We start from the raw sequence: 14898 nt of genomic DNA, 5'->3' as shown, positions 1-14898 counted from the left end.
GATGCGATGCGTCTTTTAACTGAAATCCTTTGGAGCTCTGCCATGTCACTCAAACCGTTATTGCTGATTCCCGCCTTGAGCGCTGTGTTGTTACTGTCGGCCTGCGCCGGCCCGATGCCCAAAGCCGACCCCAGCGAAGCCTGGATCGGATTGAAAGAAGAAGCGCCGAATGACCTGATGGCCGAGCGCGTCGACGGCAAGCGCGTGGATGACGGGCGCTTTTTCGAAGTGCCGCCGGGAGCCCATCGTTTGGATGTGACGTTGTTCGAGGAAGAGCCGGGCGACGATAACCAGCAGGACTGCCAGGGCCGCGTGGAGTACGAGAACTTCAAGGCGGGTGAACACTACACCCTGATCGAATCCAGCCTGGGCACCACCGTGCGCGCATCGCTCCTGGATGGTCACGGTAAGGAAGTCGCGGCAACGCAGGACTTCAATTGCATGCCTGGCTAGGCGTGATGCACCGCCGTCTTGTGCGGCTTGGCGGATGCAGCTGCTTTGACGTGGGGGTGATGGTGCCGACGGGTAATGCGCAACACCCCCCACAACATGGCGGCGGCCACTGCGAGCCAACCGCAGATCAACAGGAAAATCGTCGTTGCAAGGCTCATTCTGGCCTCCTTTCGCCCAGCAGGGCGCACACACAGTCTTCTCAATGGACAGTCTAGTCAGACGACGGTTGCCTGCTATTGACCAATGGTCGTGTCGATCCAACTTCTTTGCTCTATCCCGGGCGTTTTACTGCGGTTCAAGGCTATACCCGAGCGGAAGAGCGTCCTATGATCAGGGCCCTTACCGGCAGTTGATCAAGAGGGTAGAAAATTGCGGTTACGGTCCAACGTTACAACGTCCTTGCTGCTGGCCTGCACCCTGGGGCTCGCGGCCTGTTCCGGGCAGCCGTCGAAACTGCCGGGCCTGCCGGAGCGTGTCGAGCTCAATGGCGTGCCGACGTTTCGCAGCGACGCTTATCAAAGCGGTCCCACGGCGTTAGCCAGCATGCTGTCGCAACAAGGCATTGTCATGACACCGGGCTTGCTGGATAAGCCGCTGCACTTGCCGGGCGGCGAGGCGGACCTTGAGCGCAACATGCAGGTGCTGGCCCGTGAATACGGGTTGATGGTGTATCCGCTCGACGCCAAGCTCACCTCGGTGCTGGCGCAGGTGAGCGCGGGTTACCCGGTGATGGCGCGGATCGGCGGCGGCCTGTTGTCCAGCACGCACTACGTGGTCGTGGTGGGTTTCAACCAGCAGAAAAGCACGGTGCTGCTGCGCTCAGGCATGGATCGGCGGTTGTTGATGAGCTTCAGTGACTTTGAGTCGAAGTGGAGCAGCGCCGGTCACTGGGCAATCCTCACCCAGCGCCCGAGCCAGTTGCCGGCCAATGTGGATACGCAGCGCTGGCGCGAAGCGGCCAATGCCACCGCCCAGGCCGGGCAAGAGCAAGCTGCGGCGCAGGCACTCAAGGTATTGGCCGAAAGAAAGTAAGACACACCGTGCCCGCCACGTTGGGGCGCGGTGTGTTTTCGCGCTACACCACAGCGCCGAACAACGCCCCGACGCTGGCCGTAATGCCCATGGCCAGCACGCCCCACAGGGTTACGCGCCAGGCGCCGACGAAGACTTTCGCCCCGCCGGCCCTGGCCGCCACGGCGCCAAGGCTGGCAAGAAACAGCAGGGACATGCCGCAGATCCACGGCACCACGCTGTGCTCTGGCGCGATGAGCGTCACCGCCAGCGGCAACGCGGCACCGACCACGAAACTCGCCGCCGAGGCCAGCGCCGCTTGCAGCGGTTTGGCGGTGAGGGCTTCGCTGATGCCCAGCTCGTCCCGGGCGTGAGCCCCCAAGGCGTCGTGCGCCATCAATTGGTCGGCGACCTGATGAGCCAATTCGGGTGATACGCCACGCTGCATGTAGATGTTGGCAAGTTCGCGGTGTTCGGCTTTCGGGTTACTCGCCAGTTCCGCTCGCTCTCGGGCCAGATCGGCGTGCTCGGTATCGGCCTGGGAATGCACCGAAACGTATTCGCCGGCCGCCATCGACATCGCCCCCGCCACCAGCCCGGCCATGCCGGTGACGATCAGCGAGGCGTGGCTGGCGTTGGCGGCGGCGACTCCGATCAACAGGCTGGCGGTGGAGACGATGCCGTCATTGGCGCCCAGGACCGCGGCGCGCAGCCAGCCGATACGGTCGCTGCGGTGGGATTCGGTGTGCCGGTGCATGAATTTCATCGGTGTGCGGGACTCACGTTCGTGGACGGGGTTGGGGCGGACGGCTTTCAATCTGCGCCTGCAGAATACCGCCGACAATCGATATTTCTTTGAGTTGTTCACCCTCGCGCAGCACGAACAACGCGTCCATCCCGCGTGCCTGCGCCAGGCGTGGGCCTTCGATTTCGCCCAGCACCATCAACGCCGTGGCCCAGGCATCGGCGAGCATGCACGAGGCGGCCACCACCGTGACGGCGGCGACGGTATTGCACAGCGGGGCGCCGGTGGCCGGGTTCATGGTGTGAGCATAGTGTCGGTCTTTCACGTCAATCCAGTGTCGGTAGTCGCCGGAGGTGGCGATGGCGGCGTCGCTGAGTTCCATGACTCCCATCACTTCACGCTGGCCCCGGCTTGGTTTTTCAATGGCCACGACCCACGGTTGAGCATCCGGCTTGACGCCGCGGGCACGCATTTCGCCATCGATGCCGACCAGGTAGCGGGTCAGCCCGAAGCCGTCCAGGCAGCGCGCCAGTTCGTCGACGCCAAAGCCTTTGGCGATCCCGTTGAGGTTGAGGTGCAGCGGCGCGCGTTTACGCACTTGGTGGCGTTGCGTGTCCACCGTCAATGCCGCAGTGGCCGACAGGCCGCTGCGTGACGGCAGGGCGTCGATGGTCTGTTCTGTGACTGAGGGTGCGCCGGGACCGAAGCCCCAGGCGTCCACCAGATCACCGACGGCGATGTCGAAAGCCCCGCCGGATTGCTGGCTGACCCGCAACGCGGCGGCCAACACCGTGGCCAGTTCCTGGGGCACCGGCAACCATGTTTGCTCGGGGCCGGCGTTGAGGCGGTTGAGGTCGGAATCGGCCTTCCAGGTGGACATCTGCTGGTCCACCCGGCCCACGGCCTGCGCCAGGCCGCGGTTGATCGCGTCGGTGTCGACGCCTGCCTCGGCATAGAACACGGCGGTATAGCGCGTGCCCATGGTCTCGCCGTTCAGGCTGTAGCGTTGGGGCTCAGTAGACATCTTCACGGTAGCGTCCTTGTGCTTTCAGGGCCAGCACACTCAGATGGAGCGGGGCCAACACGTTATCCAGCGCTTGCATCACGCCTTTGGCCATCTCGCGGCTGCCGCACACCAGCACTTGGGCGCCGTTTTCGATCAGGGCGCGCAACGCCAGGGCATCGCCGAGCAACCGGTCTTGCACATAGCTGCGCTCCTGAACCTGGGAGAACGCCGCGCGCAATGCGGTCAGGCGGCGGTCGGCCAGGTAACGCTTGAGCTCCGGTTCATAGAGAAAATCCGAAGCCGGGTTGCGTCCGCCCCAATACAGGTGCATCGGGTGTTTGGCGGTGTTATGGCGAATAAAACCGGCCAGGGGCCCGATACCGGTGCCGGCACCGATCAGAATCACCGGGTGCGCGCCCGACGCCGGACGAAATTGCGGATTGGGCTGGATGAACGCTTCGACCGACCCGCCGATCTTCAGCTCATGCAGGAACCCCGAGCATAGGCCACCTTCGTGTTTGCGCACGCAGATTTCCAGCGTGCCGTCTTCAGAGGAACTGGCCAGCGAGTAAAAGCGCGGCACCGGGTTGTCCGGCGGCAAAATGCCGACCAGATCGCCGGCCTGGAAGCTCGGTAGCGCGCCCGCGGCCTTGAAGCGCAGGACGTGGGTCGGTGCGTTCACGGCTTCGCCATAGACGATGCGCTCGGTCAATTCCAGACGACGGCTGCGCGGGCGCTGCGCCGTGTGGATCAGCGGCAGCTCGTGGCCCAGTGGCGCCGCCAACGCATCGCCCCAGCGCGCAAATTCCTGCGAGGATTGACGGTTCACGGTTTCCAGCCCCAGCAATGGCGTGCCGCCGGCTTGTACCATCGCGTCCTGCACCTGATGGGCGTACTGACAGAATCGCGGAAACTGCCGGTCGCCAAACCCGAGTACCGCAAAGGGCAGGCCGGGTTTGAGGCCCACTTGCTGCAGCCGTGCCAGGAACTGCGCGGCCGACGCCGGTGCATCGCCGTCGCCGTGGGTGGCGGTGAGGATGAACAGGCGCTGGGCAGCGCGGTACTCGCCCTTCCAATCGTTCATCGCGGCGCTGTGAACCCGGTGCCCGGCCTGGTGCAACGCCGCGTGCAAGGTATTGGCAAAACCCCAGGTGCTGTTGGTTTCACTGCCCACCAGAATCACGCTGTCGGCGGCGTGGGCCGGGCTGTTATGGCGAATCTTCGGCGCGGCCTTGCGGCGGCGCCACCACAGCAGGATGCCGGTCACGCTCATCAACGGCACGCTGAGGGCGCTAACCCCGAGGATCAAGCCCAGCCACCAGAGGCCTTCACCGGTGTGCAATTGATAGATCAGTTGATACAGGTTGTGCATTGAATCGTGGGCCTGATACGACAACAGCGTGCCGCTGACCGGGTCCACGTAGCCGTCACCCTGGGCGGTGCGCAGGGAAAACACGTCCTCGGGGTTACCGGGGCTCGGGTAAACCAGTTCGCGCAGGTCGTTCAGATCGATGGCCTGCAAGGCTTGCAGGTTGGCCACCGGCTGCGCCGCGCCGACGCTGATATGCGCGGGGAAGGCCGGCTCAGCCTGACTGCCGTCGGCGATCAAACCGAAGGTCGTGGCGCACATGTACAGCCCAGTCAAGGCCGACAGCAGCAGCCCGAGCACGGCCAGGCGCCCGACTTCGGCGTGCCAGCGCTGGCTGAACGAGCCGCGCAGCGGCCGCAACAGGTTGCGCAGGCCACCCAGGCGGCGCGCCAGCAACAGCGCGCCGGACACGCAAAGCATCAACATGAAGAGTGCGCCGACGCCCGCGATCCCATGCCCGGTGGTACCCATGAACAGCGAGCGGTGCAGGTCTTTTACCCAGCGCGAAACGGCGGACGGCTCATAGGGCCCGAGGCCCTGGCCGGTCAGTGGATCGACGGTTTGCGCACCCGCCTGGCCGTCCTGGTTGTAGTAGATGATCACTGTTCCGGAGGCGCTGCGCTGGATCTGCTCCACCCCCGGAAAGTGGTTGGCGATGCGTCCCGCCAACTGACCGACATTGAGCTGCCCGGCCGCGGTTGACGTGCTGTGCAGGCGTTCCAGAGCCGGATTGACGGACAGCACTGCGCCGCTGATGGCCAATATCATGACCAACAGGGCGGCGATCAGACCGGGCAGTGAATGGAACTGGCGAAGCATGTTCAGCCTCCAGAAGTCGCAGGTGTTACAGGTCGTAGGTAAAGGACTCGACATAAGTGCTGCCGCTGACCGGCTTGCCCGACCCGGCCGATGTCAGCGGGACACTGACGTCGGCGCGGCTGTCGCGCTTGTCTTCCACGGCGCTGTCGATACGGATCTGATACCCGGCGTCGATCAAGGTGTCGGCCAGTTCCACGCTGACGGTGAGGCTGCGGCCGCTGCCGACACTGGCGCCGCTGAGGCCGTCAAACTCGCTCGGCTTCATGGCGCTGCCACGCGCCCAGTCGCTCAGGTGCCGGTAGTACTTGGCCTTTTTGCCGGCGACCCAGAGGGTTTTCTGGTACTGGCCGTTGGCGTCGGTGACATAGATCGCCAGGTACGCGCCGTTGCCGCTGTAGTCCTTGAGTTGGGTGGTCAGGGTCACTTCGCGGGCCTGGGCCAGACCCGGCAGGGCAATGGCGCCGGCGAGGCAGGTTGCAGCAATGATCTTTTTCATGATGATGTCCTGGTTGAACGTTGTGGCGAGAGCCTGGACCTGCTGGCTGACAGCAACCTGAAAGCCGTGGAAAAACCGCTGATCATTCCGATCCAGGGCGGTTGAGGTAATCCCGGGCGTCGCCGTTGGCGCCGAAATGGATTTCCAGTTTGCGCAGACGAAGCGAGGCGGGTGCGTAGCTGGCTTCGATCGCATTGCCTTTGCGGTCGGTGCCCCTGAGTTCATAGCAGCCGTCGTCGACCTTGATGCGTTGCACGCTCCAGCCGTATTGCTGTTCCACTTGCTGGCGCAGGGTTTCGCGTGGTTGCCAGTCGCTGACCGGCTCGCTGCAGTCGTCGTCGGCCAAGGCGTTTGCGCCGAGCAGGACGCCCAGCAGTGCGGTGCTGACAATAAAAGCTGATTTCATGATCTGTCTCCGGCCGGATTGGCATTTGCGGCTTACCCTAAAGGGCATTCCTGACAACCAGCTGAATCTTCAGATTCACGTCAGGTAAGCTCGGTAAGGTGCGGCACGACAACCACCACAGGAGGTGCCAGATGCGGGTTTTATTGGTCGAGGATGCACCCGGGCTGGGCGAGGCGGTGCGCGAACAGATTGCCGACGACGGCCATGCGGTCGATTGGGTGCAGCGCCTGGAGCATGCGAACAACAGCGTGCGCAGCACGCCGTATGATCTGATCCTGTTGGACCTGATGCTGCCCGACGGTCGCGGGCTGGACTTTCTGCGCCAGCAGCGTTCGGCCGGCAATGTGACCCCGGTGATCATCCTCACCGCCCAGGACCAGATATCCGATCGTATCGCCGGCCTCAACGCCGGGGCCGACGATTACCTGGTCAAACCGTTCGACCTGTTCGAGCTGTCGGCCCGGGTGGCCGCCGTGGCCCGCCGTTATAGCGGCAATCCCAACCCGCAGATCAAACTCGGCGAGTTGCAGATCGATATGAACGCGCGCACCGTGCAGCGTGCCGGCATCACCGTCGACCTGACGGCGCGCGAATGGGCGCTGTTCGAGGCGTTCGTGCAGCGCCCCACGGCGTTGTTGTCGAAGTCGCAGCTCGAAGAGCGCCTGTACGCCTTCGGTGCGGAAATCGAGAGCAACACCATCGAGGTCTATATCAGCCGCCTGCGCAAAAAACTCGGGCGCGACCTGCTGGAAACCGTGCGTGGCATGGGTTATCGGTTGATGGCCGGATGAAGTCGCCGATCAGCCTGCAAAAACGCCTCGGCCTCGGGTTGACCCTGGGCATGACCTTGCTCTGGCTGGGGGCGACCGTCGGCGCCTGGCTGGTGGTGCAACACGAATTGAACGAGGCGTTCGACAGCGCCCTGGAAGAGACCGCGCAACGCATCCTGCCCCTGGCCGTGCTGGAAATCAGCAACCGCGAAGAGCCGCGCACCGCCCAGCACGTCGCCACCCTGAAGATGCACAAGGAATACCTGACGTACCTGGTGCGCGATGCCCAGGGCCAGATTCTGATGCAGTCCCATGACGCCAACCCGAAGATCTTCAACGAACACCCGAGCGAAGGGTTTTCCACTACCCGAAAATACCGGCTGTACGGCGCGAGTGCGCTGCGCGATACGCTGTTCATTGAGATCGCCGAGCCGCTGGGGCATCGCCGTGAGGCGGCGCGGGAAGCCTTGTTGGCCCTGTTGATGCCGTTATTGGCGCTGATCCCCATCAGCCTGTTGGGCACATGGTTGTTTGTGCGCTTCAGCCTGCGCAGCGTATTGGCTTATCGCCGTGCCGTGGAAGCGCGTGGTGTGGGGGATTTGTCGCCGATCAGCGTGGCCCGGCTGCCGGCTGAAATCGACCCGTTGGCCGACGCGGTCAACCACCTGCTGGAGCGCTTGCGCAAGGCCTTGGAGGCCGAGCGCAGCTTCACCGCCAACAGCGCCCACGAGTTGCGCACGCCATTGGCGGCGACGCTGGCGCAGATCCAGCGTTTGCGCCAGGAAGCGCCGGAAGGCCCGTTGCGCGTGCGTGCGGCGAAGATCGAACACGCCTTGCGCGAACTGGCGCGGCTTTCGGAAAAACTCATGCAACTGGCCAAGGCTGAGGGCGGCGGGTTGTTGTCCGAGGCGCCCCAGGACCTGATTCCCTTACTGGCCCATGGGGTCGATGAGTGGAACCGCAGCAGCGGGCAGCGCATCCGCTTGCAACTGCCGAGCGAGGGCAGCGTGTATTGCGCGATCGACCCGGACGCGTTCGGCATCCTGCTGCGCAACTTGATCGAGAATGCGTTGAAGTACGGCGCGGCGGATCAACCGGTCGACGTCAGCCTCACGGACGATGCGTTGCTGCGGGTGGTCAACGGCGGACCGGCCGTGCCGGCGCCGGTGTTGCAGCGCCTGACCGAACGCTTCGTGCGCGGCAGCAGCGAAGCCAGCGGCAGCGGGTTGGGCCTGGCGATTGCCAAGACCATCGTCCATGGGGTCAAGGCGCACATGACCCTGGCGTCGCCGGCGACAGGCCGGGACGACGGGTTTGAAGTGAACGTTCAGTTTTTGCGCTTGCCGGCCTGAACGTTCATCGCGCCCCGGCGGCGCTGCCGATCAGAAGTCGACGGTGACGCCTGTGTACAGCGCGCGCCCGTCGCCGGGTGAGTGCAGCGAGGCCTGGGCGCCGTCCGGGTCATACCAGACGTATTCGTAGTAGCGGTTGGTGAGGTTTTTCAACTGCAGGTCGACACTGACCGATTCGGTCACCTGGTAAGTCGCGCCGAGGTTCATCAAGACGTAGCCGCCGTAAGTGCCCTTGGTGTTCTCGCGTTCCAGGTAGTAATTCGTCTGGCCGTTCATCCACGCCGTCAACTGCAGCGCCCGCGTGGCCTTGTAGCTGACGCCAGCGTTGTACAGGTGATGCGGGATGTGGTCGATTTCCTGGCCTTTGCTGTTGGGCAAAGTCGCGCTGGGCTGGAGGATTTTCGAGTACTGCCAGGAGTAGGCCATCCAGATTTCGGTGCGTTCGTCCGGGTGCAGATTGACTTGCGCGTCGTAACCCCAGCGCCGGGTTTCGCCGACGTTGTCCGACTCGCCGCTCGGGTCGTTGAGCCGGCGACTGACTTCGCCGCTGGCTTCTTGCTGCCAATAGGCGATGCGGCCGTCGATCCAGTCCGCCGGGGTGAACTTGACCCCGGTTTCCCAGCCGTCGTTGATTGATGGCGCCAGGTTGGTATCCCGCGGTGGAATCTTATAGGCCGCCGCGCCGGTGCCGACCTGGAAGGTCCGCCCCCAGTTGGCATAGACGCTGGCCACGTCCCACGGTGAATACACCACGCTGAGCTTGGGTTGTTTGATCAGCCCATAGTCGTTGATGTCGTAGTCCATGCCGGTCATTTCGTTGGTGAAGTCGCCCTGGATCTTATCGACGCGATACGCCGGGACGATTTTCAGCGACTCGAACGGCTTGATCTCGGCCTGGACATAGGCGCCGTAGGTGTCGAAGTCGAATCGCTGGTCGCGGGTTTGGGCCAGGCGCAGGCGGTCCTTGGTGCGGTAGCGCTCGCTCTTGTTCTGCTGCTGCTGCATGTCCGCGCCGCCTTCCAGGGCGAAGTCGTACAGCCAGCTGACTTGCGGGCGCCAGGTCAGGGAGGTGAGGGCGCCGTACTGGGTTTCGTAGGCGTCGCGCTCCTGCTGGGCGCTGGTGCGCCAGTATTGCGTCCAGCGCCGGTCGTCGAAGGTGTTGACGTAGGTTTTTGCCGACCAGGCCAGCGTTTCGGCCAGGTCGGTGTCGAAGTGCAGGCTGACCTGGTTCATCCGCCGCGTGCCTTTGTCGGTGGCGTTGTAGCTGTTGGTCATGGTCGGGTGCTGGTGGGCGTCCTCTTCACTCAAGTAGCCGGGTTCCTGCGCCTCGGTTTCGTAGTGACGGGCGATCAGGCCGATGCGGTAGCTGTTGTCGTCCGGGGTGTAGAACCATTTGCCGGACATGGAAAACCTGTCCGCCTCGGCGTGATCGCGGTAACCGTCGGATTTCTGGTAGGCGAAGAAGTAGTTCTGCGTCCAGTTGCTGCCTTCGATGCCTTTGGCCAGCTGGGTTTCCTGGGTGTTGTAACTGCCGTAGCGCACCCGCGCCTTGGTGTAGTCGCCGCCGGTGCGGGTCAGCATATTGACGTTGCCGGCGATGTTGTTCAGGCCATAGCGCGCATCGCTGGTGCCGCGCACCACTTCGATGCTGTCCAGCTCCATGGGGAAAATCATGTCCATGAACGGCATGTTGCCGTCGTTGCTGTTGCTCGGGATGCCGTCGATCAGCAACTTCACTGCGTTGACTTCGCCTTCCCCGTTGAAGCCGCGAAAGGAAATCTTGCCGGAGGTGGTGCCTTGGTTGAACTCGGTGAGGATCACCCCTGGCGCGCGACTGAACAGTTCCCAGCTGTAGTTGACCGGCATTTTTTCGAGGATGTCGGCGCCGAGAATGTCCACCGAGCTGAGCACGCTGCTGGTGCTCAGCGGGCCGCTGCTGGCGCTGGCGCCCTGGACCGTGACGGTGCCGAGGGTGAGGGTGGAGTCTTCGGTTTTACCGGTTTCGGCCAGTGCCGAGGACAGCGGGTTGAGGGCGAACAGGCCGATGGACAGCAAGGGCCATAGCGGGCGGGACACAGAGACACGCTTTGCGCGAGGCAAAGTCATTCGAGCAGGCATAACGCACCATTCCTGATGATCAAGACACTTCGAGGACGCCCAGGCGGGCGGCTGACAAGCAGATCGCGCCGCCTATGGGGCGGCGCGGGTGTCGATCAAACGGTAGGGGAGGCGCGCGGGCTCAGGCTCGGCCAGCGGATTCTGGGGTGCAGCGTCGGCAACTCGGGGTTGTCGAGGGTGGTGTCGGGGGCGTATCGCGGTAGGAAATGCCTGTAGTAGTCGGACGGCAGCGCCGCCAGTCCGGCATGACCGCAGCAGCAATCGCTGTGTTTCATGGCGGATTGCGACGGCGCCGACTGGAGCGGGTCGATCAGCTTGCTCAAGTTGGGAGGCAGCGCTTGCGAGGCGCCCCCCGAGCAGAATCCGCCCCACATCAACAGTCCCATGTCCGGCGTCTGCATGGCGCGGCTGAGCGGCATGGCCAGCATGTTCAGCACGATGGCCAGGCAGGCTAGCCAGGGACTGATGCGTTTGAGACGAGCCATGAACGAAGTCGACTGAAAGGGGTGAACATTTAGCGGCAGTTCAGGCGCAAAGTAAAAGCCTGTCTGTGCGCTATTTTGCCGCAGATCGTGGGCGTGATCCGCAACCCCGGTTAGCGATGCAACGGCCTGTTTTTGCGAGGCTTATGCCGAAAAAAATGCCCCGAGCATGTCGGGGCATTGGTCAGGCGGGCGTTTTGGGGGGGGCGCCGTTCAGCGACGAACCTCTGTCGCGTTCGGGCGGTTCTTCAGGTTCTTGTCGGCCTTGTAGCGCAACGCAACGTCCGGCACCGAACCGCCCTTGCCGGTCTCGACCCAGTTGCGGATTCGGCTGGCATCGGCGAAGTGGGTGAACTTGCCGAAGGCGTCGAGGATCACCAGCGACACCGGGCGGTTACCCATGCTGGTCACCAGCACCAGGCAGTGGCCGGCCTGGTTGGTGAAGCCGGTCTTGGTCAGCTTGATGTCCCAGTTGGCGCGGTTGATCAGGTGGTCGGTGTTGGAGAAACCCAAGGTGTAGTTGGGCTTGCGGAACGCCACGGTTTTTTCCTTGGTGGTGCTCAATTGGCTCAGCATCGGGAATTTGCGCGCGTAGGCCAGCAGCTTGCTCAGGTCCCTGGCGGTCGACACGTTATGGATGGACAGGCCGGTAGGTTCGACGTAATGGGTGCTGGTCATGCCCAGCGCCTTGGCCTTGGCGTTCATCGCCGCAATGAAGGCTACGTAGCCGCCCGGGTAGTGGTGAGCCAGGCTCGCGGCGGCGCGGTTTTCCGAGGACATCAGGGCGATCAGCAACATCTCTTTGCGCGGCATCTGGCTGCCGATTTTCACGCGGGAGAACACGCCTTTCATTTCCGGCGTGTCGGTGATGTTGATGTCGATGTATTCGTCCATGTTCTGCTTGGCTTCCAGCACGATCAGGCCGGTCATGAGCTTGCTTACGGAAGCGATCGGCACCACCACGTCCGGGTTGCTGGAATAGATGACTTTGTTGGTTTGCAGATCGACCAGCATGGCGCTGCCGGAAGCGATTTGCAGTTTTGAGGTGTCACGCGGGGCCAGGGTGGTTTCGGCGGCGTGCGCAAAGGTGCCGGTGAAAGCAAATAAAAGGCTGACGAGAGAGAGACGAATTTTCACGCGGATGAACTCGCTAAAAAAAGTAAGAAATACCGTTCTGCAACGGGCTTTATGAAAAATGACGTTACATTTTAGGAGTATGGATCAGAAAACGATAGAGAGCCTTTAAATAAAGGCTGTAAGGCGATGATTGGTTAGGCTTGTAGCCCATCGCGGGCAAAAAAAGGCCCGCTATGAGGGCGGGTCTAATGGGGATTTTCAAAGGAGTAGAGGTAGGTTGCGCCCGATCCTGTCGATGGCGGGTGAAAAGGATGTCGAAGAAACGCGAAACCGGGTGCTGCGCCTGGGTGAACGAGCCGGATGTTCGGGTGCATGTTCTATTGGGCAAGCCCGTCAGCGTCGGCAGTTCAAGGCGGCTACCTGCATTTTGCCAGCGTCCCCCACATTGACGATGCTCAGGCTGTCAGCGCCAGCCTCGGCGGCTTTATTGAATGCGGTGTTCAGCGCGTCGCCGTTGGATGAGCCCTGCACCGTGAAGGCTTTGACGACGTGGCAAGCGTGGGCGGATGAGGCCGTGACGAGGTTGACCTGTTTGCCCGCTTCAGTCAGTTGGGTGGTGCAAGCGGGGATCAATACCGCGATGAGGATCAGCAGAGGGACGGCATGTAGGTTGCGCATGGCTAAAGCACTCCTGGGGTTCCTGCGGCATCTGGCGGGCGCCGAACATGTCAGCCGCGGATGCACGATAGCAGAGCGTGAGGTTCATCAGAAACCAAAAGCCCTGCGACAAGGCAGGGCTCTTTTCAGCGCGGCTGTCGATCAGCCGTGCAGGGTTTCCGCTGCATACAGCGTGTTTTCCAGCAGGCACGCACGGGTCATCGGGCCAACGCCACCCGGTACCGGGGTGATCCAGCCGGCACGGGGCAGGGCGGTTTCGTACACCACGTCGCCGACCAGCTTGCCGTCTGCCTGACGGTTGATGCCGACGTCGATGACGATCGCGCCTTCCTTGATCCACTCACCTTTGACCAGGCCCGGCTTGCCGGCAGCCACTACCACCAGGTCGGCGCGGCCGACGTGACCGGCGAGGTCCTTGGTGAAGCGGTGGGTCACGGTCACGGTGCAGCCGGCGAGCAGCAGTTCCATGGCCATCGGGCGCCCGACGATATTGGAGGCGCCGACGATCACGGCGTCGAGGCCGTAAAGGTTGACGCCGGTGCTTTCCAGCAGGGTCATGATGCCTTTCGGCGTGCATGGGCGCAGCAGCGGGATGCGCTGGGCCAGGCGGCCGACGTTATACGGGTGGAAACCGTCGACGTCTTTGTCCGGGCGGATGCGTTCGAGCAACTGGGAGGCGTCCAGGTGCGCGGGCAATGGCAGTTGCACCAGGATACCGTCGATGTTCGGGTCATCGTTGAGGCCGTCGATCAGGTCGGTAAGGGCCTGCTGGGTGGTCTCGGAAGGCAGGTCGTAGGCCTTGGAAATAAAGCCGACCTCTTCACAGTCTTTACGCTTGTGCGAGACATAAACCTGAGACGCAGGATCGCTGCCGACCAGGATCACCGCGAGGCCAGGCGTGCGCAAGCCTTGCTGGCTACGCTCGGTGACGCGTTTGGCGATCTGCTGGCGCAGGCTGGCGGCGATTGATTTGCCGTCGATAAGTTGTGCAGTCATTACGCGTGATTAACCATCGAGAGGGGGAAGAAAAGTGCGCGCATTCTCGCATGCCAAGACGTGGGGGCAAAGGCGCTTGGTCTGCAAATTGGCCTAACCCCTTAAATAAAATGAATTTTTTTCAAAAAAGATTTGACGGCTTTCCGGCGCGTCTATACTATTCGTCGCACTTGTCGGGCACAGCCTAGCACTGGTTAAGAAGGTCTAGCAGGATTGTTGTTCTGCAAGGCTGGAAGCACTTAGTTTGTAATCCTCCAAGAGTACAGATTAATCAGGCGCCCGTAGCTCAGCTGGATAGAGCATCCGCCTTCTAAGCGGATGGTCGCAGGTTCGAGTCCTGCCGGGTGCGCCATTAGGCAGCTTTGGCACAAGTAGCGTTAGATGGTGGGCGTAGCTCAGTTGGTAGAGCACGGGATTGTGACTCCCGTTGTCGAGGGTTCGATCCCCTTCGTCCACCCCATATTTTGAAAAGGCGCCAGATTAATCATCTGGCGCCTTTGCTTTAAGAGCTTCAAGCGCGGATGTGGTGGAATTGGTAGACACACTGGATTTAGGTTCCAGCGCCGCGAGGCGTAAGAGTTCGAGTCTCTTCATCCGCACCAATTAAAGCTTTGCCCGGCCGGAAGGCGGGGTCAGGCTCGACAAAGAAGTGGTTTGGTTTCTTTGTTAACGCAATATGGTGGGCGTAGCTCAGTTGGTAGAGCACGGGATTGTGACTCCCGTTGTCGAGGGTTCGATCCCCTTCGTCCACCCCATATTCGAAAGGCGCCAGATTTAACAGTCTGGCGCCTTTTTTGTTTTAGTGGTTCGAGTATTCCGCGGCTGCAGGTTCTGGGTCGCAAGGCAGGGCGTTTCGTCGTATTTATGTGTCTCGATGATGCCGCGCTGCCTGCTGGTCCTGTTCGCAGGGGCGGCCGTCAGGGAGATGATTGGCGACTTCTTCTATATATAGAAGGGTCGGCGCAGAGCCCTGGCGCGATTGGCTGTATTTGTCACCGGGGCGAGGCGCAACAGTGTCTTCGTACCGATAAATTGCCTGCTGTTTTTTTACCCGTTTCCAGTAGGGTGACTTCTTGAGTTTGACCCACTAGAATGCATGCCCTTGATTCTGGGGTCGGAA

At 62.2% G+C, this 14898-nt stretch carries 15 protein-coding genes and 4 tRNA genes; 8 read left to right on the top strand and 11 right to left on the bottom strand.

What is annotated here, in order from left to right; all coding sequences use genetic code 11:
* Window positions 1-42 precede the first annotated feature (42 nt).
* Window positions 43-453 (top strand): PA0061/PA0062 family lipoprotein, encoded by a 411-nt coding sequence (locus JN756_RS19825; RefSeq protein WP_057004473.1) that lies wholly within the window; start codon window positions 43-45, stop codon window positions 451-453.
* Here JN756_RS19825 and JN756_RS19820 read toward each other — a convergent pair.
* Window positions 450-611 (bottom strand): hypothetical protein, encoded by a 162-nt coding sequence (locus tag JN756_RS19820; RefSeq protein ID WP_164887010.1) that lies wholly within the window; start codon window positions 609-611, stop codon window positions 450-452. The two genes, JN756_RS19825 and JN756_RS19820, sit on opposite strands and share 4 nt — an antisense overlap.
* A 211-nt stretch (window positions 612-822) precedes the next feature.
* Between JN756_RS19820 and JN756_RS19815 the strand changes: the two genes are divergently transcribed.
* Window positions 823-1485, top strand: a complete 663-nt coding sequence (locus tag JN756_RS19815; RefSeq protein ID WP_201021200.1) for a C39 family peptidase — start codon at window positions 823-825, stop codon at window positions 1483-1485.
* A 43-nt stretch (window positions 1486-1528) separates the two neighbouring features.
* On the opposite strand, the gene JN756_RS19810 is transcribed toward JN756_RS19815, so the two are convergent.
* The 5 genes from JN756_RS19810 to JN756_RS19790 form a co-directional block, all read right to left on the bottom strand.
* Window positions 1529-2230: a VIT1/CCC1 transporter family protein gene (locus tag JN756_RS19810; RefSeq protein ID WP_046382838.1), complete on the bottom strand. Its 702-nt coding sequence runs from the start codon at window positions 2228-2230 to the stop codon at window positions 1529-1531.
* Between the two features lie 13 nt (window positions 2231-2243).
* Window positions 2244-3233: an FAD:protein FMN transferase gene (locus JN756_RS19805; protein WP_017848223.1), complete on the bottom strand. Its 990-nt coding sequence runs from the start codon at window positions 3231-3233 to the stop codon at window positions 2244-2246.
* Complete coding sequence (locus JN756_RS19800) at window positions 3223-5403, bottom strand: PepSY domain-containing protein (RefSeq protein ID WP_126588701.1); 2181 nt, start codon at window positions 5401-5403, stop codon at window positions 3223-3225. The genes JN756_RS19805 and JN756_RS19800 overlap by 11 nt, the downstream gene beginning before the upstream one ends.
* Window positions 5404-5428: 25 nt before the next feature.
* Complete coding sequence (locus JN756_RS19795) at window positions 5429-5899, bottom strand: DUF2271 domain-containing protein (protein WP_017848221.1); 471 nt, start codon at window positions 5897-5899, stop codon at window positions 5429-5431.
* Between the two features lie 82 nt (window positions 5900-5981).
* The gene (locus JN756_RS19790) at window positions 5982-6305 is read right to left on the bottom strand and encodes a PepSY domain-containing protein (protein WP_017848220.1); all 324 of its coding nucleotides are present in this window, start codon (window positions 6303-6305) and stop codon (window positions 5982-5984) included.
* A gap of 131 nt (window positions 6306-6436) precedes the next feature.
* Between JN756_RS19790 and JN756_RS19785 the strand changes: the two genes are divergently transcribed.
* Window positions 6437-7096 (top strand): response regulator transcription factor, encoded by a 660-nt coding sequence (locus JN756_RS19785; protein ID WP_017848219.1) that lies wholly within the window; start codon window positions 6437-6439, stop codon window positions 7094-7096.
* A complete protein-coding gene (locus JN756_RS19780) occupies window positions 7093-8427 on the top strand; it encodes a sensor histidine kinase (protein ID WP_201021199.1) in 1335 nt (444 codons plus the stop codon). The genes JN756_RS19785 and JN756_RS19780 overlap by 4 nt, the downstream gene beginning before the upstream one ends.
* A 30-nt stretch (window positions 8428-8457) precedes the next feature.
* Here the strand turns inward: JN756_RS19780 and JN756_RS19775 are convergent, their stop codons facing one another.
* The 5 genes from JN756_RS19775 to folD form a co-directional block, all read right to left on the bottom strand.
* Window positions 8458-10545, bottom strand: coding sequence for a TonB-dependent receptor (locus JN756_RS19775; protein ID WP_152032034.1), 2088 nt, complete (start codon window positions 10543-10545; stop codon window positions 8458-8460).
* Window positions 10546-10640: 95 nt separating this feature from the next.
* Entirely contained in the window at window positions 10641-11030 is a 390-nt protein-coding gene (locus tag JN756_RS19770; protein WP_057004468.1) for a DUF2946 domain-containing protein, read from the bottom strand.
* Window positions 11031-11240: 210 nt separating this feature from the next.
* Window positions 11241-12164, bottom strand: a complete 924-nt coding sequence (gene pbpG, locus JN756_RS19765; RefSeq protein WP_057004467.1) for a D-alanyl-D-alanine endopeptidase — start codon at window positions 12162-12164, stop codon at window positions 11241-11243.
* Window positions 12165-12497: 333 nt separating this feature from the next.
* Window positions 12498-12782 carry a hypothetical protein gene (locus JN756_RS19760; protein ID WP_201021198.1) on the bottom strand — a complete coding sequence of 95 codons (285 nt, stop codon included), beginning with the start codon at window positions 12780-12782 and terminating at the stop codon, window positions 12498-12500.
* A gap of 141 nt (window positions 12783-12923) precedes the next feature.
* Window positions 12924-13778: a bifunctional methylenetetrahydrofolate dehydrogenase/methenyltetrahydrofolate cyclohydrolase FolD gene (gene folD, locus JN756_RS19755; protein WP_017848149.1), complete on the bottom strand. Its 855-nt coding sequence runs from the start codon at window positions 13776-13778 to the stop codon at window positions 12924-12926.
* A gap of 275 nt (window positions 13779-14053) precedes the next feature.
* On the opposite strand from folD, the gene JN756_RS19750 reads away from it, so the two are divergent.
* The 4 genes from JN756_RS19750 to JN756_RS19735 all read left to right on the top strand — a co-directional run bounded on the left by JN756_RS19750 (window position 14054) and on the right by JN756_RS19735 (window position 14533).
* Window positions 14054-14130 (top strand) — tRNA-Arg (locus JN756_RS19750).
* 32 nt (window positions 14131-14162) lie between these two features.
* A tRNA-His gene (locus JN756_RS19745) sits at window positions 14163-14238 on the top strand.
* Window positions 14239-14295: 57 nt separating this feature from the next.
* Window positions 14296-14380: transfer RNA gene (locus JN756_RS19740), tRNA-Leu, on the top strand.
* Between the two features lie 77 nt (window positions 14381-14457).
* Window positions 14458-14533: transfer RNA gene (locus JN756_RS19735), tRNA-His, on the top strand.
* Window positions 14534-14898: the final 365 nt, after the last annotated feature.

Source organism: Pseudomonas sp. Y39-6, assembly GCF_023651955.1.
Lineage (GTDB): Bacteria > Pseudomonadota > Gammaproteobacteria > Pseudomonadales > Pseudomonadaceae > Aquipseudomonas > Aquipseudomonas veronii.
Note: the sequence above shows the minus strand (reverse complement) of the source record. Positions and strands in the feature narration are given on the sequence as shown.

What these genes read in the sequence shown, in the direction of transcription:
- JN756_RS19775 (WP_152032034.1), bottom strand. Translation starts at nt 10,545, where the DNA reads ATGCCTGCTCGAATGACTTTGCCTCGCGCAAAGCGTGTCTCTGTGTCC.
- JN756_RS19780 (WP_201021199.1), top strand. Translation starts at nt 7,093, where the DNA reads ATGAAGTCGCCGATCAGCCTGCAAAAACGCCTCGGCCTCGGGTTGACC.
- JN756_RS19760 (WP_201021198.1), bottom strand. Translation starts at nt 12,782, where the DNA reads ATGCGCAACCTACATGCCGTCCCTCTGCTGATCCTCATCGCGGTATTG.
- JN756_RS19805 (WP_017848223.1), bottom strand. Translation starts at nt 3,233, where the DNA reads ATGTCTACTGAGCCCCAACGCTACAGCCTGAACGGCGAGACCATGGGC.
- JN756_RS19795 (WP_017848221.1), bottom strand. Translation starts at nt 5,899, where the DNA reads ATGAAAAAGATCATTGCTGCAACCTGCCTCGCCGGCGCCATTGCCCTG.
- JN756_RS19825 (WP_057004473.1), top strand. Translation starts at nt 43, where the DNA reads ATGTCACTCAAACCGTTATTGCTGATTCCCGCCTTGAGCGCTGTGTTG.
- JN756_RS19810 (WP_046382838.1), bottom strand. Translation starts at nt 2,230, where the DNA reads ATGAAATTCATGCACCGGCACACCGAATCCCACCGCAGCGACCGTATC.
- JN756_RS19785 (WP_017848219.1), top strand. Translation starts at nt 6,437, where the DNA reads ATGCGGGTTTTATTGGTCGAGGATGCACCCGGGCTGGGCGAGGCGGTG.
- JN756_RS19770 (WP_057004468.1), bottom strand. Translation starts at nt 11,030, where the DNA reads ATGGCTCGTCTCAAACGCATCAGTCCCTGGCTAGCCTGCCTGGCCATC.
- JN756_RS19820 (WP_164887010.1), bottom strand. Translation starts at nt 611, where the DNA reads ATGAGCCTTGCAACGACGATTTTCCTGTTGATCTGCGGTTGGCTCGCA.
- folD (WP_017848149.1), bottom strand. Translation starts at nt 13,778, where the DNA reads ATGACTGCACAACTTATCGACGGCAAATCAATCGCCGCCAGCCTGCGC.
- JN756_RS19790 (WP_017848220.1), bottom strand. Translation starts at nt 6,305, where the DNA reads ATGAAATCAGCTTTTATTGTCAGCACCGCACTGCTGGGCGTCCTGCTC.
- JN756_RS19800 (WP_126588701.1), bottom strand. Translation starts at nt 5,403, where the DNA reads ATGCTTCGCCAGTTCCATTCACTGCCCGGTCTGATCGCCGCCCTGTTG.